This window comes from Acinetobacter sp. 797_lipA (assembly GCF_058243025.1).
Map to the genome: position 1 here is coordinate 2,942,645 of NZ_JBZAYQ010000001.1, position 21,749 is coordinate 2,964,393.

23 protein-coding genes are annotated in these 21,749 nt (G+C 42.2%); 20 read left to right on the forward strand and 3 right to left on the reverse strand.

Features of this window, described 5'->3' with window-relative positions:
* Positions 1-25: 25 nt before the first annotated feature.
* From AC4CU2_RS14570 to rdgB, 8 genes are all read left to right on the forward strand, one after another.
* A complete protein-coding gene (locus AC4CU2_RS14570) occupies positions 26-2,362 on the forward strand; it encodes a TonB-dependent receptor (RefSeq protein WP_490769007.1) in 2,337 nt (778 codons plus the stop codon).
* Positions 2,363-2,477: 115 nt separating this feature from the next.
* Complete coding sequence (locus tag AC4CU2_RS14575; RefSeq protein WP_490769008.1) at positions 2,478-3,161, forward strand: Fe2+-dependent dioxygenase; 684 nt, start codon at positions 2,478-2,480, stop codon at positions 3,159-3,161.
* A 49-nt stretch (positions 3,162-3,210) separates the two neighbouring features.
* A complete protein-coding gene (locus AC4CU2_RS14580; protein WP_490769009.1) occupies positions 3,211-4,317 on the forward strand; it encodes an alpha-hydroxy acid oxidase in 1,107 nt (368 codons plus the stop codon).
* A gap of 358 nt (positions 4,318-4,675) precedes the next feature.
* Positions 4,676-6,373 carry a 2-isopropylmalate synthase gene (gene leuA / locus AC4CU2_RS14585; RefSeq protein WP_201953580.1) on the forward strand — a complete coding sequence of 566 codons (1,698 nt, stop codon included), beginning with the start codon at positions 4,676-4,678 and terminating at the stop codon, positions 6,371-6,373.
* 101 nt (positions 6,374-6,474) lie between these two features.
* A complete protein-coding gene (gene metX / locus AC4CU2_RS14590; RefSeq protein ID WP_004692437.1) occupies positions 6,475-7,632 on the forward strand; it encodes a homoserine O-succinyltransferase MetX in 1,158 nt (385 codons plus the stop codon).
* Positions 7,632-8,225, forward strand: coding sequence for a methionine biosynthesis protein MetW (gene metW / locus AC4CU2_RS14595; protein WP_004692438.1), 594 nt, complete (start codon positions 7,632-7,634; stop codon positions 8,223-8,225). Before metX ends, metW begins: the two co-directional genes overlap by 1 nt.
* The gene (locus AC4CU2_RS14600) at positions 8,222-8,812 is read left to right on the forward strand and encodes a tetratricopeptide repeat protein (RefSeq protein WP_004692440.1); all 591 of its coding nucleotides are present in this window, start codon (positions 8,222-8,224) and stop codon (positions 8,810-8,812) included. The genes metW and AC4CU2_RS14600 overlap by 4 nt, the downstream gene beginning before the upstream one ends.
* A 104-nt stretch (positions 8,813-8,916) precedes the next feature.
* Positions 8,917-9,543, forward strand: a complete 627-nt coding sequence (rdgB, locus tag AC4CU2_RS14605) for an RdgB/HAM1 family non-canonical purine NTP pyrophosphatase (RefSeq protein ID WP_004692441.1) — start codon at positions 8,917-8,919, stop codon at positions 9,541-9,543.
* Between the two features lie 121 nt (positions 9,544-9,664).
* Here rdgB and AC4CU2_RS14610 read toward each other — a convergent pair whose 3' ends face one another.
* Positions 9,665-10,549, reverse strand: a complete 885-nt coding sequence (locus AC4CU2_RS14610; protein ID WP_490769010.1) for an AEC family transporter — start codon at positions 10,547-10,549, stop codon at positions 9,665-9,667.
* A 158-nt stretch (positions 10,550-10,707) separates the two neighbouring features.
* On the opposite strand from AC4CU2_RS14610, the gene tatA reads away from it, so the two are divergent.
* The 4 genes from tatA (at position 10,708) to AC4CU2_RS14630 (ending at position 14,296) form a co-directional block, all read left to right on the forward strand.
* Positions 10,708-10,926 (forward strand): Sec-independent protein translocase subunit TatA, encoded by a 219-nt coding sequence (gene tatA, locus AC4CU2_RS14615; RefSeq protein WP_004692445.1) that lies wholly within the window; start codon positions 10,708-10,710, stop codon positions 10,924-10,926.
* 12 nt (positions 10,927-10,938) lie between these two features.
* Positions 10,939-11,361: a Sec-independent protein translocase protein TatB gene (tatB, locus tag AC4CU2_RS14620; protein ID WP_224216777.1), complete on the forward strand. Its 423-nt coding sequence runs from the start codon at positions 10,939-10,941 to the stop codon at positions 11,359-11,361.
* Positions 11,358-12,134 carry a twin-arginine translocase subunit TatC gene (tatC, locus tag AC4CU2_RS14625; RefSeq protein WP_004692449.1) on the forward strand — a complete coding sequence of 259 codons (777 nt, stop codon included), beginning with the start codon at positions 11,358-11,360 and terminating at the stop codon, positions 12,132-12,134. Before tatB ends, tatC begins: the two co-directional genes overlap by 4 nt.
* A gap of 185 nt (positions 12,135-12,319) precedes the next feature.
* Complete coding sequence (locus AC4CU2_RS14630; protein ID WP_224216778.1) at positions 12,320-14,296, forward strand: PhoX family protein; 1,977 nt, start codon at positions 12,320-12,322, stop codon at positions 14,294-14,296.
* Between the two features lie 42 nt (positions 14,297-14,338).
* Here AC4CU2_RS14630 and AC4CU2_RS14635 read toward each other — a convergent pair whose 3' ends face one another.
* On the reverse strand, positions 14,339-15,121 hold the full coding sequence (locus tag AC4CU2_RS14635) for an NRDE family protein (protein WP_490769011.1): 783 nt from the start codon (positions 15,119-15,121) through the stop codon (positions 14,339-14,341).
* 93 nt (positions 15,122-15,214) lie between these two features.
* On the opposite strand from AC4CU2_RS14635, the gene lgt reads away from it, so the two are divergent.
* The 3 genes from lgt (at position 15,215) to AC4CU2_RS14650 (ending at position 16,883) form a co-directional block, all read left to right on the forward strand.
* A complete protein-coding gene (gene lgt, locus AC4CU2_RS14640; RefSeq protein ID WP_490769012.1) occupies positions 15,215-16,027 on the forward strand; it encodes a prolipoprotein diacylglyceryl transferase in 813 nt (270 codons plus the stop codon).
* Positions 16,028-16,127: 100 nt separating this feature from the next.
* A complete protein-coding gene (locus AC4CU2_RS14645; RefSeq protein WP_004979018.1) occupies positions 16,128-16,511 on the forward strand; it encodes an AzlD domain-containing protein in 384 nt (127 codons plus the stop codon).
* A gap of 3 nt (positions 16,512-16,514) precedes the next feature.
* Positions 16,515-16,883, forward strand: coding sequence for a hypothetical protein (locus AC4CU2_RS14650; protein WP_490769013.1), 369 nt, complete (start codon positions 16,515-16,517; stop codon positions 16,881-16,883).
* A gap of 39 nt (positions 16,884-16,922) precedes the next feature.
* On the opposite strand, the gene AC4CU2_RS14655 is transcribed toward AC4CU2_RS14650, so the two are convergent.
* Positions 16,923-17,432, reverse strand: coding sequence for a CHAP domain-containing protein (locus tag AC4CU2_RS14655; RefSeq protein WP_336956429.1), 510 nt, complete (start codon positions 17,430-17,432; stop codon positions 16,923-16,925).
* A gap of 527 nt (positions 17,433-17,959) precedes the next feature.
* Here AC4CU2_RS14655 and thyA point away from each other — a divergent pair.
* The 5 genes from thyA (at position 17,960) to msrA (ending at position 21,706) form a co-directional block, all read left to right on the forward strand.
* Positions 17,960-18,802: a thymidylate synthase gene (thyA, locus tag AC4CU2_RS14660; RefSeq protein ID WP_005400836.1), complete on the forward strand. Its 843-nt coding sequence runs from the start codon at positions 17,960-17,962 to the stop codon at positions 18,800-18,802.
* Between the two features lie 116 nt (positions 18,803-18,918).
* Positions 18,919-19,431 carry a dihydrofolate reductase gene (locus AC4CU2_RS14665; protein ID WP_168157990.1) on the forward strand — a complete coding sequence of 171 codons (513 nt, stop codon included), beginning with the start codon at positions 18,919-18,921 and terminating at the stop codon, positions 19,429-19,431.
* A 26-nt stretch (positions 19,432-19,457) separates the two neighbouring features.
* Positions 19,458-20,510, forward strand: a complete 1,053-nt coding sequence (locus tag AC4CU2_RS14670; RefSeq protein WP_490769015.1) for an Lnb N-terminal periplasmic domain-containing protein — start codon at positions 19,458-19,460, stop codon at positions 20,508-20,510.
* Between the two features lie 95 nt (positions 20,511-20,605).
* Positions 20,606-21,064 carry an META domain-containing protein gene (locus AC4CU2_RS14675; protein ID WP_201953557.1) on the forward strand — a complete coding sequence of 153 codons (459 nt, stop codon included), beginning with the start codon at positions 20,606-20,608 and terminating at the stop codon, positions 21,062-21,064.
* A gap of 114 nt (positions 21,065-21,178) precedes the next feature.
* A complete protein-coding gene (msrA, locus tag AC4CU2_RS14680) occupies positions 21,179-21,706 on the forward strand; it encodes a peptide-methionine (S)-S-oxide reductase MsrA (protein ID WP_490769016.1) in 528 nt (175 codons plus the stop codon).
* The last annotated feature ends 43 nt before the right edge of the window (positions 21,707-21,749 follow it).

Sequence of the window (21,749 nt, forward strand, 5' to 3'; positions counted from 1 at the left end):
TTACAACGCTAGAACTAGATTCGTTATGGCCTTCATCAAAACACGTAAAAAGCTGGTTTCTTCAGCAATCGCTTCAACACTCTCTGTGGTTGCAGTCAATGCTGTTGCTCAAGATCAAATCGCGCAATTAGAAACAATTCACACGGAAGCGGCAGCAGAACAAAGTTTGAAAGTAGACAAATCTGCAAACAGCAAGTTCGTTGCTCCCCTACTCGACACACCAAAGTCAGTGTCGGTTATTTCTAAGCAGTTGATTGAAGACACTCAAGTTACAACTTTAAGCGATGCTTTACGCACAGTGCCTGGGATCACACTTGGTGCAGGTGAAGGTGGTAACCCAAATGGTGACCGTCCATTTATCCGTGGTTACAACTCTGAAAGTTCAATGTACGTAGACGGCGTACGCAACTCATCTTCGCAAAACCGCGAAATGTTTGCGATTGAACAAGTTGAAATTACCAAAGGTTCTGCATCTGCTATGGGCGGTGCAGGTACAACTGGTGGTAGCATCAACATGATTTCTAAAGTTGCAAAAAAAGGTGACTTTTTAGAAGGTTCTGTGGGTGCAGGAACGGATGATTACCAACGTATTACTTTAGACGGTAACAAAGATTTTGGTAATGGTATTGCTGCTCGTGTTGCCGTAATGGGGCACCACAACGACAAAGCGGGTCAAGAAGATGGTACTGAATATGCACGTGCGGGTATTGCGCCAAGTATTACTTTTGGTCTAGACAGCGACACGCGTGCAACTTTAAGCTACTACTACCTCAAAACTGATGATACCCCTGATTCAGGTATTCCATATAACAACCCATTTGGTGCTCCAAGACCTGGAGCAATTGATTACCGACCATTAAATGGTAATGGTAAGCCTATTGATGTTGAACAAGGCATGTATTACGGCTGGAAAGATCGTGATTTCCAAAAACAGGAAAACCAATCAGGAACGATCAAGCTTGAACATGATCTTACTGATAATTTAACCCTTAGCAATACCGCTGTTTATAACAAATCTAAAAATGACTACCTTTGGACAAATCCAGATGACTCAAAAGGTAACTTTTATAGTGCTACAGGGGCTTTAACAGGAAATGTTTGGGCGCGTGCAAACTCACGTGTAGCCGATACTGATACCTTTACAGACCAATTGGCTTTAACAGGTAAATTTAATACAGGTCGCTTAAAGCACAGCTTTAACTTAGGTGCTGAGTATTCAGACCAAGAAACTGATCGTACCCAATATATTATTGATGGTAAAAATACAACAGGTGCTGGATACAATGCATGTACACCAGAAAACATTGCTACGGGCTGGTGTACTTCTGTCCAAAATCCGAATCGTGGACAATGGACTGGTACAATCAGTACTGAAGGCGCTGACCGTTATAACATTGAAAATGAAAATACCTCTATTTACTTCCTAGATAGCATTGAATTTAGCCCGCAATGGATTTTAGATTTAGGTCTTCGTTGGGATGATTATTCTGCTAAGCAGACTATGACCTATGGTGCACTTAACAATTCAGTCACTGGCGCTAATAACACACCTATCACGGCTCAAGCTGGTGATAAAGTAGCGATTAAAAATGACTCTGATTTTGTCAACTACCAAGTCGGCTTAGTCTACAAACCAGTCGAAAATGGCTCGATCTATGCAAGTTATGCAACCTCATCAAATCCAGTGGGTGTAGATGGTGGTGATGGTTCAGAAGGTATTACAGCAGCTATTCAGAACTTAATACCTGAAGAAGTTAAAACTTATGAAATTGGCACGAAATGGGATGTGCTGAATGAGAAGTTGAATTTAACCGCTGCGATCTTCCGTACCGAAAAAACCAATACACGTGCAACGACGGACGAAGGCACAACCCAAAATATCGGTGAGACACGTGTCGATGGTATTGAACTTGGCGTGAACGGTAACATTACGGACAAATGGGCTGTATCTGCGGGTTATACTTATTTAGACAGTGAACTCATCGATGGTGGTTTCGAGAATATTGGTACAACAGCTGCTCCAATTTACGCACCAAACAGCAATAATGGTAAACAAGTTCAAAACGTTGCTAAGAACTCTGCAACACTTTGGACTACTTACCAAGTCATGCCACAGTTAACTTTAGGTGCGGGTGCAATTGCCATGGACAAAGTCTATGCTAATGCTGCAAATACTAAATACGTACCGGGCTACGTTCGCTACGATGCTATGGCGCGTTACAACGTAAACAAAAATGTTGACCTGCAGTTAAATGTCAACAACTTGGCTGATACACGCTACTTCACTAAAGCATATTCATCTCACTATGCAACTGAAGCTGAAGGTCGTAGCGCAGTACTGTCTCTAAACTTCAAATACTAAGTTTTTAACTAAAATCTTTTTCATCCTGAGATTTGATAAAAATAGCCTCTCATTGAGGCTATTTTTATATATGCTTAAAGACTAAATAGATCTTTCATTTTCAGCAGGTCGCGTTGTGATCCATCATATTCCCAATGTACTAACAAAAGAGCAAGTTCAATACTTCCGTGATGAAATGGCAAAAGTCGAGTGGATTGATGGTAAAAAAACCACAGGATCACTCTCAAAAAATGTAAAACAAAATCAACAACTCCCTGAAGATCACCCGCTCACGCAACACTTAGGCAATATCATCTTAGAAGCACTTGGACAACATCCACTCTTTATGTCCGCTGCCCTACCTTTAGATATTTTGCCGCCATATTTTAACCGCTATGAACAAGGCGAAACTTTTGGCTTCCATGTAGACAATGCCATTCGCTGGGTAGCCGGAAGCAAAGATCGGATTCGTACCGATGTATCCTGCACTGTTTTTCTAAGCGAACCTGACGAATATGAAGGTGGCGATTTGGTGGTAGAAGACACCTATGGTTATCATGAAGTGAAATTACCTGCGGGTGATATGATTTTATATCCATCTACTAGCGTGCATGAGGTAACACCAGTGACCTCAGGCTGCCGTGTCGCTTCGTTCTTTTGGGTTCAAAGTATGATTCGAAATGATGCTGACCGCCATATCTTATTTAATCTTGATCAAACCATTCAGAACCTACGTGTACAACTCGGTGATCAACATCAAGAAGTGGTCAAGCTCACCAGTCTGTATCATAACCTGATGCGCAAATGGGCTGAACTGTAAAACAATAATCCCAGCTCAACGTTAACTACTGTAGTAACTGGACCGTTCCATGACATCAAAAACTGTTTTGCCACCACTCACCCAAATTCCTGCCTCATTACAAACGATTGCAGACTATGAAATTGAGGCAGAAAAGCATCTGCCTGAGATGGTCTGGCACTATTTGCAAGGTGGTGCTATGGATGAGATCAGTGTTCGGAATAACCTCGCTCAGTTCCAAAACCTGCACTTGATACCACGCATGTTAAGAGATCTCACTCAAGGCAATACGAGCTGTGAAATCTTAGGACAAACCTTTCCACATCCTATTTTTGTGGCACCGATTGGTCATCAACAGCAGTTTCATCCTGAAGCAGAAGCTGCAACTGCACTGGCAGCAGAAGTACTCGGCAGTAATATGATTTTGAGTACCTTTACCAATACCGATATGCGCACATTCAAACCAGAGAATCCCTTCAAATGGTTCCAACTGTACTGGCAAGGTGACCGCGATAAGTCTTTGGCTTTGCTTAAGCTCGCTGAGGCACAAAACTTCACAGCCATTGTGATCACTGTGGACTCACCACATACAGGCATCCGTGATCGTGAACGTCGTGCTTTCTTTCACCTCCCTGAAAACATGCAGCATCCGCACACTCCTGCCCATATTCCACTGCCTGAACTGCAAGAAGGCGATCATCCCGTGTTTAATGGGCTAATGAAAATTGCTCCGACGTGGGACGACATCGCATGGATGGTTCAACAGACTGATTTACCCATCCTGTTAAAAGGCATCGTCAGTCCACTCGATGCACAACTGGCCATTCAACATGGCATACAAGGCTTAATTGTGTCTAACCACGGCGGTCGTGTTTTAGATACCTGTATTCCTCCACTCAAAGCCTTGCAACTCATCAAAAAAGCCGTTCCGCATGACTTCCCTCTTTTATATGATGGGGGTGTGCGTCGCGGCTCAGATGTGTTTAAGGCTATTGCCTTGGGAGCTTCCGCGGTTTTAGTTGGGCGACCATGTATTTATGGTCTTGCCACTGCGGGTGCCTTGGGCGTTGCCCATGTGCTTAAAATCTTAAAAGAAGAATTTGAGATCACCATGGCGTTGATGGGCACTGCAACCCTTGCAGATATACAGCCCGATATGGTCATAGAGTTCTCATAACCTCTTCAAAAAAGCGAATGAAATGAATCAAATTCGTAAAATGAAGAAAAAGATCAAACACATCTCAAAAATACACGGAAATATTTCCCCTATATATCAAATTAGAGGGAAATATTTTTTCAGATACGACTAAAATCCATAAAAAAAGAAAAATCTTTTCGACCGAAGTGGATTAAACTCTTAAATATAACGTTACAAGGTTACTCACGGTAAATCTAAGTCGTATCAAATATTTACGTTTACAAACACCCTGAAGACTCCCTTGTAAATAGAGACCATAGACACAATCTATATTCAGTAGTAGGTTGCTTTTTATTACCCACTCAAATGCAACCCGTACTATGTAAGGAGTTACCTCATGATGTTGGCTGATCCAAGTAAAAAATATCGTCGCATGTATCAACGTGTTGACTTGCCAGACCGTCAATGGCCAAACAACGAAATTACAAAAGCGCCTATTTGGATGAGTACTGACCTGCGTGATGGTAACCAAGCAATTTTTGAACCGATGGACATGGAACAAAAATTTAAAATGTTCCAAATGTTGGTGAAAATTGGATTCAAGAATATTGAAATCGGTTTCCCTTCAGCATCTCAAATTGACTTTGACTTTACCCGTAAATTAATCGAAGAAAATCACATTCCAGATGATGTGTATATCGAAGTTTTAGTTCAAGCACGTGATCATTTGATCCAGCGTACTTTTGAGTCTTTAGCGGGCGCAAAACGTGCCATCGTACATATTTATAATTCAAATGCTCCAACTTTCCGCCAAAAAGTCTTAAATGTCGATGTTGCAGGTGCGAAGCAATTAGCAGTCAATGCAGCCAGCAAAGTTAAAGAATATGCAGCGCAATATCCGGAAACGGAATGGGTGTTCCAGTACAGCCCAGAGTGTTTCTCTGCAACCGAATTAGAAGTTGCAAAAGACGTGTGTGATGCAGTTACCGAAATTTGGGAAGCATCACCAAGCAATAAAGTGATTTTAAACCTACCTGCTACGGTTGAAGTTTCGACACCGAATGTTTATGCAGACCAAGTCGAATGGATGCACCGCAACATTGCTCGTCGTGATGGCGTGATTATTTCTGTGCACTGTCACAACGACCGTGGCTGTGGGATTGCTGCATCAGAATTGGCGATTATGGCCGGTGCAGACCGTATCGAAGGTTGTGTGTTTGGTAATGGCGAACGTACAGGTAACGTCGACGTCGCTGCAATTGCTTTGAATATGTACTCTCAAGGTGTTGCGCCAAACTTAGATTTTTCAAATATCAATGAAATCATTGCAACGGTAGAAGAATGTACAGGTTTGCCTGTTCACCCTCGTCACCCATATGCAGGTGATTTGGTCTTCACCGCATTTTCTGGTTCACATCAAGATGCCATTAAGAAAGGTTTCGAGTTCCAAAAGAACGAAGAAATTTGGGATATGCCATACTTGCCAATCGACCCGAAAGACTTGGGCCGCGACTATGATGCTGTAATTCGCGTCAACTCACAGTCAGGTAAAGGCGGTATTGCTTACTTGTTAGAAGCAAATTACAACGTGGTATTGCCACGTCGTATCCAAATTGAATTCTCTCAAACCGTACAAAAACGTACCGATGAAGAAGGCACTGAAATTACCGCACAAGAAATTTGGAAATTATTCAAAGAAACTTATGTGGACACCAAAGATACGCATTACTCGACTAAGAACTACCGTTTGTATGACAACAACGGCAAACAAGTGGTTGAGCTTGAAATTGAAGTAAATGGTGAAACGCAGCAATTACGTGGCGAAGGCAATGGTCCAATCTCTGCAATGTTGGATGCTTTACAGTTACCAATCGACGTGTTGAGCTACGAAGAGCGCGGTATTAGCTCTGGGGCAAATGCAAAAGCCTTGGCTTTGGTTGAATTACAAGTCAAAGGTACAGGTAAATCAGCCTTCGGTGCGGGTATTCACGACAACATTGTGACCTCATCGATTGAAGCTATTATTGCGTGTACCAACCGCTTAATTGATCAAGGTGTGTTAAGCACAGATCAAGTGATTGCTGCTGCGGTATAAGTATTAGCAATAATAATTAGCACTAAAATGACTTTAGAAGGATACCCTCAAGTGGTATCCTTTTGTTTATTAACCCCAAAGATTTAAGGCGTATTATTCCTGTGTCTTTTCCTGCTGACTCCGTGGGTATCGTTAGTCCACAAAAGTTTACTTTTGAAGAGCCCTTAGAGCTCGAATGCGGTCGTATTCTCCCTCGTTATGAACTGATGGTTGAAACCTATGGTGAACTCAATGCAGATAAATCCAATGCGATTTTAATTTGCCATGCGCTATCGGGTCATCATCATGCTGCGGGTTACCATCATGCTGACGATAAAAAACCAGGTTGGTGGGATGCCTGTATTGGCCCAGGTAAAGCGATTGATACTTCAAAGTTTTTCGTGGTTGCACTGAACAATATTGGGGGCTGTAACGGTTCAACAGGGCCAACTTCGCCAAACCCTGAAAATGATAACCGTCCTTATGGTCCTGACTTTCCTTTAGTCACCGTCCGTGACTGGGTTAAAACCCAAGCTATTTTATCCGATCATCTGGGTATTCAAGTCTGGAGTGCGGTGATTGGTGGTTCGCTGGGTGGTATGCAAGCCTTGCAATGGTCGGTTGATTATCCTGATCGTTTGCAAAAATGCGTGATTATTGCCAGTGCGCCGAAACTGTCTGCTCAGAATATTGCCTTTAACGAAGTCGCACGACAGTCAATTTTGTCTGATCCAGACTTCCATGATGGTCGCTATCTTGAAAATGATAGCTATCCAAAACGTGGCCTAATTTTGGCACGTATGGTCGGTCATATTACCTATCTATCTGAAGAAGCCATGAAACAAAAGTTTGGCCGCGACTTAAAGTCAGGCAAATTTATGTATGGTTTCGATGTCGAATTCCAAGTCGAAAGCTATTTGCGCTATCAAGGTGAGCAATTTAGCCGTAACTTTGACGCCAACACTTATCTGATTATGACCAAAGCTTTGGATTATTTTGATCCTTCGCGTGAGTATGAACAGTCTTTAGTTAAAGCCATGTCACAGACCAAATGTCAGTTCCTTGTGGTGTCCTTTACCACCGACTGGCGTTTTACCCCGCAACGTTCACAAGAAATTGTGGATGCGTTGATCACCAACCACAAACCAGTGAGCTATTTAGATATCGACGCTGAACAAGGCCATGACTCGTTCCTGTTCCCGATTCCTTTGTATGTAAAAGCATTACGTGCATTTTTGGGTGGTTCTGAACACCTTCAAGCAACCCAGGAGGCTGTGTAATGCGTATTGATCATCAACTGGCAGAAAAATGGATCAAACCTGATTCTAGCGTACTCGATTTAGGTTGTGGTGACGGTGAATTACTGGCTCATATGAGCAAAAAGCACAATATTCGCGCATATGGACTGGAAATTGATCAAGAAAAGATTGCAATTGCAGTCGGTCGCGGGTTAAATATTATCCAACAAGACTTAAACTTGGGTTTAAGCCGCTTTGCAGACCAGTCATTTGACTATGTCGTTATGGCACAAGCCTTGCAAGCGGTAGATGCACCAGATGTTTTATTACGTGATATGGTGCGCGTAGGGAAACAGGCGATCATTACTTTTCCTAACTTTGCCCATTGGAAGACCCGTTCTTTCTTGGCACTGAAAGGAATGATGCCCGTTTCTGAAGTTTTGCCGTACATGTGGTATAACACACCCAATATCCACTTATGTACTTTCCGTGATTTTGAAGCACTTTGTGCGGAAAATAACATCAGAATTATTAATCGACTCGCTGTAAATGGGGATCAACAAGATAGTTTACTCAGTAAACGTCTCCCGAATTTGTTTGGTGAAGTCGCAATTTATCGAGTGAGCGCTCTATGAAAAAACTATTCTTAAGCACGACACTACTGGTTGGACTTTTGAGCATTCAAGCTCATGCAGATTATGTTTCCCCAACCACGTCTGTTGCGAGTCAAGCTGCACAGTATTCTGTTATGGATATCAATAGCTTAATTAAAGCGGCAAAAGCAGGTCAGCCTGCTGCGCAGTTCTATCTTGCAACCAAGTATCAACAAGGTAAAGATATCTCTGCAGATGAACGACAGGCCTTTGCTTGGTACAAAGCCGCTGCAGATCAAGGTCTTTCGGCTGCTCAGCTAAATGTTGGTCGTATGCTTGCAGATGGCCTAGGCACCAAAAAAGATGAATCTTTAGCACGTCAATACTTTGAAAAAGCAGCCAGCCGTGGTGATAACCGCGCAAGCTTTAACTTGGCGATGATGGAAGAGCAAAAGAAAAACTACATGGGTGCTTATCAATGGTATGAGCTTTCAACCCGTGATGGCATGCTCGACAATAAAGTGATTACGCTTTCTGAAGGCAAGAAAACAGCCTTAGCGGCAAACTTAACACAAGATCAAATTCGTCAAGCACGTGACCGTGCAGACAAGTGGATTCAAGCTCAATAAGCTTTTATTTCCATACTCAGCACCTTCGGGTGCTTTTTTATTGCCTATCCATGAGTCGGACTTGTTAAAATAACCGCATAATTTTTAAAGCACGGATCTTTCACATGGCATCAACTGATTGGTTATCTCAAGGTACCTTAGTCCTCGCAAGCAATAACAAAGGCAAAATTGCGGAATTTGAAAAATTATTTGCAGAGCTGAACTTACCTGTTGAAGTGATTGCTCAAGGTAAATTGAATATTGAAGATGCCATTGAAGATGGTTTGAGCTTTGTCGAAAATGCGATTATTAAAGCACGCCATGCTTCTAAAATTTCAGGAAAACCAGCCATTGCAGATGACTCTGGGATTTGTGTCCCAGTTTTAGATGGTGCTCCAGGGATTTACTCTGCGCGTTATGCAGGTGAACACGGCGATGATGCGGCCAATAACCAAAAGCTCTTAGCTGAACTCAAGCCACTGCGTAAAGACGCTCAAGCGATTGAAGGCATGTTTGTATGCGTTTTAGTGTTAGTGCAACATGCTGATGATCCTCTTCCACAAATTTTCCAAGGCATTTGGAAAGGTGAAGTACTGGAGGCTGCACGTGGTGAAAATGGTTTTGGTTATGACCCGCTGTTCTGGTTACCCGAGTTAGGGCTTTCAAGTGCAGAAATGAGCAAAGAAGAAAAAAATAAAATCAGCCATCGTGGTCAGGCTATGCAACTGTTTAAAGCCAGTTTAGAACAATAAAAACTAAGCTGTGTAATGTTGCCCCTTCTCCCCTTGGGGAGGAAGGTGGCGAAAAATTTTCTATATTCTCCTCTATCGCCCTTGCGCAGCAGTACTATGCATTTCTAGCTAAAGTGAGTGCTTAGATCACAGCAAATACATGCAGCAATAAACCATAAATACTCACCACGGCACAGCTGATGATCGTACCTGAAGCAATGTATTTTGCCGACGTGCCTGTACCCTGATAATGCGTTTCCAAAGCCACAATATTGGCTGCTGGCGGTAAACAGAACAATAAGAACATGACCCCAATATATTGTTCAATATTAGGAATAGCGAAGTAACGATAACTCAGCCCACACAGCACCACGCCGCATGCCAATTTTAATAAAGCTGTCTGACTACTTTGCCACAGGTCCGCTTTCTCAACTTTGGTGTGCCTCAACCACATACCCAATACACACATGCCAGAGAAGCTCATACAAAATTTGGCTGCACTATAAATCACATCAATCAGATCATGCTGTGACCAATGTTGCACCCCAACGGAACGCAAAATAAGGGCCAGAATCAAAGCAATCATGGGTGGAGCACAGAGCACTTTTTTTAAAATAAATGAAAAAGCTAACGATGTTTGGCTCACTGCCGTCACCGCCCAGAGATTGCCAAAAATAGAACCACCGATATATAAGGCCACCATTGCTGGACTAATTTTTGTGCCAAACAACGCAATCGCAAAAGGAAAGCCTAGCCATGCCATATTGACATAACTAAAACATAGGGCGCTTAATTTATTCTTTGAAAAATATAGGAAAAAGTAAAATAAGAGCACTGCCACGACAAAACTGAATAACATCAGACTAAAGCTACCAGCCTGATAAAACACCATGTTGTAGACAATAACAATCGGAATAAAGCAACGTGCTAAAAGACTTGAAAAGCCTGTTTTCAACCGTGTTGCCAAAGGGGTGGATGCAAGAAATAAACCACTAAGAAAGGCCAACAGAGGGAGCAGCAACGTCACTTCAATATCCTTGAAATTTCACCGAATCATCATACACTGCTTTTTCTCAAAATCAGTGCGAAGCGATCGTTTTGTCTTGAAATTGAAATATCATCGTCACCGCAATGTCACACAAGCCTGTTGATATAGGGAAAACGAAAAATGATGAGGATCTACCCATGGCGGGACTATCAATTTGGCACGTACTAATTTTTGCAATTGTGGTTATTCTTCTTTTTGGTACAGCCAAACTTAAGAACTTAGGCAAAGATGTCGGCGGTGCGGTGAAAGACTTTAAAAAGTCGATCCGTGATGAGGAAGCTGAAGCAGCTCAACTCAATGAGCCACGAACGATTGATGCTCATGTCAAAAGCACCGAAAGTTCTATTAAAAGCTAAGCGAGCACTGCCATGCTAAATGTAGGTATGACGGAACTCTTATGCTTTGCTATCGTTGCATTATTAGTTCTAGGTCCTGAGAAACTACCTGAAGCAGCACGCTTTGCAGCCAAATGGTATGGCAAAGCCAAACGTTTTATGAATAGCGTTCAAACTGAGGTAGATCGTGAGCTAAAGCTTTCTGAGTTTCGTCAGGAAATCCAAAAAGAAATTGAGCGTATGACCGAAATAGAACAACGCTTACAAAAACAACTCGAGCATCTCAGTAAATCAGCTCCAATAACAAAGACTGAAAATACGACTGCATATGAATATCAGTGGCTCACACCCTCTCCATTAACACCATTTTCAATCAACCATCTTAAACAACATGGTACACCTTTGTTTACTGCAGCAAATATACCTATTCAGCCCCAATTGAAGATAGCCGTATGAATCAAGTGTCAACAAGGCCAGACTCAAACACAGGCCAAGATGAAGAATTAGAACAAATGCCTGTCATGCAGCACTTAATTACACTGCGCAAGTATTTATTTAAAATCGTCGGCATTACCCTGTTGCTGTTCTTTTGTTTATTGCCTTTTCGCAATACGACTTATCAACTGTTATCTGAGCCACTACGCCAACAACTGCCAGTCAACTCAACCATGATTGCGACAGATGTCACAGCAACATTTATGGCACCGTTTAAATTAAATCTATTTGTTGCTCTGGTGTTAGCAATGCCAGTCATCATTTACTTAATTTGGTCTTTTGTGCGACCTGCACTATATGAGAAAGAGCGCTTCTTGGCGGTTCCACTGCTTGTGGGTAGTATCGCACTGTTTTATATCGGGATCGCGTTTGCTTACTTCATTACGCTTCCAGCAATTTTACATTTTTTTATCAGTGTCTCGCCTGAAAGCGTCGCTCCAATGACGGATATCAATAGTTATCTCAGTTTTTGTTTGAAACTCTTTTTAGTTTTTGGACTCACTTTTGAAATCCCAATTATTACTTTAGTCCTAATTTTAATTGGTGTCGTTAGCACACAGAGTCTCGCTGAAAAGCGTCGTTTCATTGTCGTGGGATGCTTTTTCATTGCGATGTTTGTCACTCCACCTGATGCACTTTCTATGATTATGCTTGCGGTACCCATGTGGCTGTTATTTGAAATTGGTTTATTTTTCGGAAAATTATTAGAGAAAAGAAAAACAACAAGCCACTAAAACTTGAGAATTACAAACTTCTATCTTATTTCCTCCAACACTGTATGGAGGATTTTTTATTTCATGTCGTATCTATTGCCCTATCAAATACTGTCTTCAAATTGACCCTAAACTGTAAATAAAACGTCACTTCTGCTTCATACAATCTAGCTCGACTTACTTACAATTATTGATATGGACTTACTATGACAGCCACAACAAATCAGCCAAGTCGTCGTGATCTTCTAAAATGGTTTGCGGGAATCCCTTTTTTACCGCTTGGGGCAATGACTACTGCAGCAGCATTGAGCGGTTGTAATGATAGTGACAATGACACAGCGGTAACACCACCTGTGACAAAACCTGCAAATTTAAAAACTGCAACATTTACAGCGATGGCAGCGCCTATTGCAATTGCAGACCGTGCTAAAACATCAGTCAGTTCGAAACTCAAAATCGACTGGGATGACTCAACCAGTTCAGAGTATCAACTTGGCTATAAAAGCTTTTTTGAAACAGGCAATACTGTGCCTAAATGGGGCGGTGGTGAAATTATTGCTGGGGGATATTTTAACGCCAACGGCGACCCAATTATGGATACATCTGTTCCAACGTCGCCACGCCAATTCTTTTCAGACTGTCCAGATGGCTCCTCGCTTATTCATTTAGACGGTGCTCAAGTCGAAGGTGTGAATAACCCAGTATTCCATGTGGTGCAATTTGAATATGCCTCACAAAACCTAGCAGGCGCGAGCGAGTATGGCAACTTACCCTCCCCAATTGCAATTTTGACATTAGACCAGAACCAAACCACAGGTCATTTAGAGCTTAAAAAATACTTTAATGTCGATACCTCCGCTGTTCATGGTTTATGGATTACCTGTGGTGCAAGCATGTCACCGTGGAACACACATTTATCTAGTGAAGAATATGAACCTGATGCATTTGAACAAGGCATTGGTGGACCAAGTCCAAAAGGAATCAGCAAAAACTTCTTTGGTGATGAGGCAGCAGCTAAACCATATAACTATGGTCATTTACCTGAAGTGATCGTAAATAAAGACGGCAGTGGTAGTATTATTAAACACTTCTGTATGGGCCGTATTTCGCATGAACTGGTACATGTCATGCCCGATAACCGTACCGTAATTATGGGTGATGACTACACCAACGGTGGCTTCTTTATGTTCATTGCCGATGTCGCAAAAGATTTGTCAGCAGGTAAACTTTATGTCGCTAAATATGTATCTGAACTGACAGAGAGCAGTACAGGACAAATCAAATGGATTGAGCTAGGTCATGCAACTAGTCAAGAAATTGAAAAAATGGTTAATATTGACAATATCCAACCTAGCGACATCATGGAAAGCTTAACAACTAATCCAAATGACGCATCATATACCGAAATTATTTTGGCCAAGAAGAAACTTTGGGTAAAAGTAAAACCAGGTATGGAAAAAGCAGCAGCCTTCCTTGAAACCCACCGCTACGCAGCACTCAAAGGTGGCAGCATGGCCTTCACGAAGATGGAAGGGACCACCATCAACATTAAAGACAAAGTTGCGTATTCTGCTTTAGCAAATATCCAAGATTCAATGATCAAAGACAATGCAGCTTGGGTTGCCGCACACAATGTTTCATTCACGAAGAAAATCACTGCAGGTGGCGTGTTGGCACATGATTTAACAGCAGGACAGAGCACAACCGATGGTCAACCTATCAACAGCGAGTGGATTCCGTATCAATCGAAAATGCTATTGATGGGTGAGGACATCACAGTGGATAGCTTAGGTAACACAGCAAATCCAGATAAAATTGCAAGCCCTGACAATTTGAAGTTCTCTGAAACACTACGCACCCTATTCATTGGTGAAGACAGTGGTAACCATCCAAATAACTTCTTATGGGCTTATAACGTGGATACCGAAGCAGATCCTGTACGTTTACTCTCAACCCCTGCAGGTGCAGAATCGACTGGTTTACATGCAGTAGACTCAGTGAATGGTTGGACTTATATCATGAGTAACTTCCAACATGCGGGTGACATGAAGAGCTTATCTGAGGACTTAAAAGCAGCAACTTTAGCAAATTACAACAATGGATATAGTGCAAGTGTCGGTTATTTAACAGCAGACTTGATGCCATCAGTAGAAAAGAAAAAGACTGAAACCAAAGCCTCTTAAGTAACACACTCATAAAAAAATGCCGACATAAGTCGGCATTTTTTATGGTTTAAAGAATACCGCCTGTTCCGTGATTTTCCCTTTAAACTCGCCCTGCTGCTGCTTTTCAAGCCAAGACCATTGTTCATGGGTCATGCGCAGGAAGTTAGAACAACGTGTCCCATAAATAGGGCTTTGAATAAAGGTCGAAGACAGTAATTCTTCCATATCCTGACTGATTCCAGTTTGTGGCAACAGGTCTGAAATAATCTTGCGTTCATCCTCCAAAATATCCCAAGCTGTCTTCTCTAACTCGCTTTTTAAGATATTAGATTGTTGCAACATCGGTAGGAACTCTTGAGTAAAGCGCTTACGTAAATGTTTGGTTTTTTCCCAATGTTCGGTCATCAAACCATTCGACACCACATACACGCCTTTCGGAAGAACCTGTGGTGCTTCACCACGATTGCTCATATAGACCGCCTGATGCCGATCCCCCATAAAAAGATTAAAACCCGCATAGTCACATTGTTTTTTCTCTAAGTCCTGAGCAAAACGAATCGGGGTTTGTTCAGACTCTAAAAAGGATTGAATCAAATGTCCACGAGACGTTGGATAGCTGGTTTGATCCCCTCCATCGCGAAAGTTGGTTAAGACGGCCCAACGTCCTGTTGGCGTTATACCCATCCATGTGCCCCCAGACTGCAAATCTTGCCCTGCAATAATCGGACTATTTTCCCATTGCTTTAAATGGCTCGAAGGGCGCTGATAGAACTCATCTCGATTTGAAATCAAACACAATGGCATCTCATCCAAGACCTGCCATGCTATTGCCACAATACACATAAACGATACTCATCATCTTTACACATTGAATGTACAACATTTTTCATCTCTTTCAGCTAAAATCTGTTCAAAACATAATGACTAGGAATATGCATGCTGACCTATCCAAATATTGACCCCGTCGCAATAGCACTTGGCCCTTTACAAGTCCATTGGTACGGACTGATGTATTTATTGGCCTTTTTGTTTGCTTGGGGACTTGCAAGCTACCGCGCGAAAGAACGAGGTTGGACACCGGATATGGTCTCCGATTTGATCTTTTATGGCGCTCTAGGTGTGGTTATTGGTGGTCGTGTCGGTTACGTCTTTTTTTATGGCTTTGAGCAATTCCTTGCCAACCCTATTTGGCTATTCCAAGTCTGGACAGGTGGAATGAGTTTCCACGGCGGCTTCTTGGGTGTAATGCTTGCCATGCTGTTTTGGTGCAAGAAATACAAAATGACTTGGTTTCAAACCCTCGACTTTATTGCGCCATGTGTGCCTACAGGGCTCATGTTTGGTCGTATTGGTAACTTCATTGGCGGAGAGCTTTACGGTCGCCCTGTTGCAGACCCAAACTTTGCACTGGGTATGATTTTCCCAACGGATCCGCTACAGCTAATTCGCCATCCTTCTCAGCTCTATCAGGCCTTTTTTGAAGGGTTATTGTTATTCATCGTACTGTGGTGGTTCAGTTCAAAGCCACGTCCTCGTATGGCGGTTTCAGCGTTATTCCTGATCGGTTATGGTATGGCCCGCTTCATCGTCGAGTTCTTCCGTGAGCCTGACAACGGACAGCTGTTCATTGCATGGATGAGTAAAGGTCAATTCCTCAGTCTACCAATGATTCTGGTCGGTGCGTGGATGATGTGGTATGCCTATCAAAAGAAAATCTATGATTGGGGTCCAAAAAAGAATAATGGCTAATCCGATGAACGGATTAAATATTGGGGGCTTCATTGCCCCCTTTTTTAGGGCCAAATTATGCTAAAGTGACATATGTTTGGTTTTTAAATACATCACTCCCATGCTCGAATTTTGGTTTAATCCCTCAATTTCTATTCTTAAAAAATTACTTATTTTTATTGCAATTGCTGTTGTAACAGGTGTGTTGTATTGGATGGAACCCCTGAGCCTCAATGCCATTTTAATGTTCTTGGGTACTGGGATTGTTTTTCTGATTTGTCGTTACTGCAAAATTCACTTTGCGGCCAAGAACCCTACAGGCTTTCTGTATCGTCTACTGACTTGGATTCCTATTGCCCTACTCTTGGCGCTGATTTTTATGAATATTAAAGATGGTGAGCTGCTGATTCCAGGTGCACAAGGGATTGGTTTTATGGCGCTGGGGATTTGCCTATTTTCCCCCCTATCTCTTTTGCATAACAATACTCAGCCTGAGTCCAAATAAACCATGTTGAACTTTTGGTATTCTGAACGCTGTAGCCGTCAAATTAAACTCATCGTTTGTATTGCGACTTGCGTGATGATTTTTATGGCAGCACAAGTTCAACAGCTTGGCGCGATTTTTATTGGTTTGAGTCTAGTGATTGGCATTGCAACGCATCCGCTACGCGGTGTGCAATTGAAGATTGCTCAGGACAATCCGTATCGGGAAGGCTTTTCGCGTTTGGTTATTTTTCTACCCCTAATTGCCCTGATTTGTTTGCTGGGCTATCTACCCCCGCAAGATAAAATTGCGCTGGCGCTTCAGTGTATCGGCTTTAGTGGAATTGGTTTATTTTTAGTATCGATTCACGCACAGCGTGAAAAAAGAGTTTAATTAGGATGCGGAGTTGCTCTACATCCCGTCAACATCTGCTTAATCCATTCGATAATAGCTGTAGTTCACATTTTGGTTACGGTAAACCGCATAACCACTTTGTTTAAAATCAGAAACCCAGCCATTGCCTGAATAAGCGGCAATATGTCCATAACGGTTCTTTGCAGTACGGTCGATAATATAAATATCGCCTTTTTTAGGCTGATCAAAAGATAAATTGATTTTACGATAACCAATGCTAGTTAAGGTCTTACCCCAATCCGCCGCAGCCACAGGATGGTTTTTGAAGCGCGCACCCGCGGACTCTAAGCCAATGCGAATACTTTTAGCACATTTTTGGGTGCTGGTTTGACGGGTAATATTTCTTAAGAAACCTGTAAATTTTTCAAGATCCACACGCTGATGGTTACTAATGGCCCTTTCTCGTGCCTGCTTCGAGCTTAAAATATCCGAAGCGGTGACATTTCGCTCTGACTGAGAACGTATTATGATATTGGTTTGCGCAGGCGCATAGACGTCATTCATATTTACGTTTTGATCATAAGGCATACTAAAACCAACTCTCCTCCCAATCATTAGGGCTGTGCAACATTTCGAGTTCGAAATACTAACCGCTCAGCATTGAACTTTCATGTCGTAAATGTAATATTTTTTTTCAAAATGCAACACAACCTTTCTAAAGTTTTCTTTTCTCTGTACTTTTTGAAACCTAAATTAACTAAAAAAATTTAATCCTCACCCAAGTCCTTTTTCGCCTTAAGCTCAAATGTTTCACCATTGGCTAATGAAGTCCTTAGATATGGAATGGATTGCCCATCTAAACGGCTGCTTATTTAGATCCGATACAACTCAATCATTCCAGTTTAAATCCTGCACAAAACCACTTTATTCTGGTTCTCTGTAATAGCTTTCACATAACTTTTATATGATCAATCATCTTACCTGAGCCATTAATCTTGGGTGCGCAATAAGGCACAATTCAGTATAATCATCCACAGATTTTATAATTTAGAGTGGAAAGAACAGGCACTTCTATTAAGAGGTCTGTTCCCCCAAAGTGTTTATTTGAGAGTTTTATGAAAACGTATTTAGACCTGCTACAACACATCCTCGATCACGGCGGTGATAAAGGCGACCGTACTGGTACAGGTACGCGCTCAGTATTTGGTCATCAAATGCGCTTTGATCTTTCTCAAGGCTTCCCTTTATTAACCACTAAAAAAGTGCACTTTCGTTCAATCGTGATTGAACTGTTGTGGTTCTTAAAAGGCGATACCAATGTGCAATATTTACAGGACAATAAAGTCAGTATTTGGGACGAATGGTCAACCGCAGAACAAACTGCGCGTTTTGGTCGCCCAGAAGGTGAACTGGGGCCTGTGTATGGTCATCAATGGCGTAATTTCGGTGCAACCAAAAAAGCCGACGGTTTGTATGAAAAAGATGGTTTTGACCAAATTGCTTGGTTAGTCAATGAAATTAAAACCAATCCAAACTCACGTCGTCTGATTGTATCGGGTTGGAATCCACAAGAAGCTGGGCAAGTCGCCCTTCCTCCGTGCCACACCCTTTTCCAGTTCTTTGTTCATAACGGCAAACTGTCTTGTCAGCTCTATCAGCGCAGTGCCGATGTATTTTTAGGTGTGCCTTTTAATATTGCCAGTTATGCGCTACTCACCCATATGATCGCGCAAGTGTGCGGTTTAGGTGTGGGCGACTTTGTCTGGACGGGTGGTGATACGCATTTATATGCCAACCATTTTGAGCAAGCGAAGCTTCAGTTAAGCCGTGAACCTTTAGGGCTTTGCCAACTGAAACTTAATCCTGCGGTTAAAGATATTTTCGACTTTAAATTTGAAGATATCGAAATCGTAGGTTATGAATCACATCCAGGGATTAAAGCACCTGTTGCTGTTTAAAGTAGATCAAGTCCAATTCAATCTCGCATTGAATCAGCGGGATTAAGGTTTACTAATAGATATTCTTCCTCTCCTTGAGGAAGAGTAAGAAATATGACCCAACATTTGAGCGCGTTATGGCCTTTCAAAACTTAGAAGTTGTACATGTAGTCGCAATGGATCAGCAACGCTGTATAGGTAAAGGCAATGACCTACCTTGGCATATTTCAGCCGATCTAAAACACTTCAAAGCCATCACCCAAGGTGGTGTGGTCATTATGGGCCGTAAAACACTGGAATCGATGGGCCGTACTTTACCCAAGCGTGTCAATTGGGTCATTACTCGCGACACTTCTTGGACTTTTGACGGTACAAAGGTGGCTTACAGCATCGAAGAAGCTTTAGCGCAAGCTGTTGCCGATGTTCAAGCTTCAGAAAAACCTGACAGTATTTTTATCATTGGTGGCGGTGAAATTTTTAAACAGACCATCGACATTGCGGACCGTTTAGAACTCACGCATGTTGAACTCGATGTGCAAGGTGATGCGCATTACCCTGCCATTCCAGCAGCATTCAAAAAAGTCGCGTCAGAACAACATATTGATGACAAAACTGGAATTGCTTTTGAGTTCGCAACCTATCAAAAATAAAGCATACTCTTTTTGCTAAAAGCACGATGCACAACATGATCAAAATAGAATTTTGGCGGACACTGGGCTTTGGATTACTCCACACCCTGTTTAGTATTTTTGTCTTGTTGAGTTCAATTTGGCTGTGTTTTGCATTGTGGATTCAAGAGCCTTTGGGCTGGTTGGTCAGCCGTCTTTTTATTGGAATCTGGATTGCTTTTGCGCTCAGCATTTTGGGCATCTATATCACCCAAAGCTTTTTTGGTCGTCGCCTCGATATCATCCTTTATCTCCTTGGCTTTTTACTGGCTTTGTCTTGGTATTTTAGTTTAGATGCTCGCCAAGACCGCGACTGGCAACCTGAAGTAGCAAAAATCTTGCATTATGAAAAACAAGGCGACCATGTCACCCTTCATAATGTCCGCAATTTCACATGGCACCCTGACGGCTCCTATACTGAACATTGGGATACCCGCTCTTTCAATCTGAATCAAATCACTGGGGTCAATATCATTACCTCATACTGGATGGGGCCGCAAATTGCACATACTTTGGTCAGTTTTGATTTTGCCAATACCGCACCGCTGACCTTTTCCATTGAAATTCGCAAAGAGAAAAATGAAGAATTTTCAGCGATTGGTGGTTTTTTTAGAAAATATGAGCTGAGTTTAGTGGCCTCAGATGAGCATGATATTGTGTATACCCGCAGCAATATTCGTCATGAACAAGTCTATTTCTTTCCTGTTCGCCTCGGACAGGCTGAAAGTAAAGCACTGTTTATAGAGTATTTACATAAGGCAGACGAGCTCGCCAAGCATCCTAAGTGGTATAACACCCTCACCAGTAATTGCACCACCTTGGTGTTTGATATGGTTCAAGCCGTTTCACATGACGCTTTACCAACCGACTATCGTATTTTAGCTTCAGGTTATTTGCCGAATTATCTGTATGACTTAGGCGCAATTAGTCCACAGTGGGATATGAAAACATGGTATCAAAAAGCCTATATCAACCCACGTGTAAGCAAAGAAACAGAGTTAACCAGTCCTGAGTATTCACAGCTCATTCGTCAGGGCCTACCCGTTGACCAAACTCGCTAAGGTCTGCAACGAGAAGCTGCAAGTTAAAACTGGCAATCAGCGACAAAATTTGCTTTGATAGTTCAGACGATACATCACAATAAGAGTCTGATCCCATGTTAAAAAAACTGATTGCAAGCAGTCTTTTAGCGAGTAGCTTAATCATAACTGGCTGCCAAACGACACCACCTCCAGCGGATACCATTGAAATGGCCAACATTCAACAGCTCCAGCAGCGGACTTGGATTTTGACGCAAATGGGCAATACCGAAATTAAAACAGCACCCAATGAACGTAATATTCCAAGCCTTCAGTTTTCAGCCGATAACCGCATTAGTGGTGCAGATGGCTGTAACCGCATTATGGGCAGCTATACCGTCGGACGCGATACGCTCACCTTGAGCCAGCTCGCAACCACCCGAATGGCCTGTATCAATAACAGTGCTGTCCCGCAACAGTTCCAAGAAGCGCTGGCAAAAGTGACGCATTACCAAGTGTTTGGTAAAACACTGAAACTACTCGATCGACATGGTAACTTGCTGCTACAGTTTGGCTCTGCCATTCAACCACGTTAAATTGTTTCTATAAAAAGCCTGTAATCACAGGCTTTTTTAATCTGTAACAGACAACATTGTACTGAACCAATCAGCCCTTATATAAACAGATATAAACACAATTAGGATTTTAAAATGCAACAAGCACTCTTTGGTGGTGGATGTTTTTGGTGTGTAGAAGCGGTTTATTTAGAGCTTCAGGGCATACATAAAGTGACCAGTGGTTATGCAGGTGGAGATACCGATAACCCGACGTATGAAGATATTTGTCGTGGCGATACCAACCACGCCGAAGTTATTTTAATTGATTTTGATGAAACTCAAATCAGCTATGCTCAGCTGCTCGATGTATTTTTTGCCACTCATGATCCGACAACACTCAACCGTCAAGGCAATGATATCGGCACCCAGTATCGTTCAGTCATTTATTATTTTAATGATGCGCAGCGTGCTGATGCAGAGCAAGCGATTAACGACTTAAAGGCAGAAGGTCTCGACATTGTGACCGAACTCAGTCCTGTACCAACGTTCTATTCGGCTGAAGACTATCACCAGAACTTTTACGCTCGTAACCCTTCTCAAGGCTATTGCAACTTTGCCATTCCGCCAAAACTGATGAAGCTGCGCTCTAAGTTTCAGGCTTTATTGAAAGACAACAAATAATTCAAGAATTAACTATAAAAAAAAAGCGACTTCAAGAGTCGCT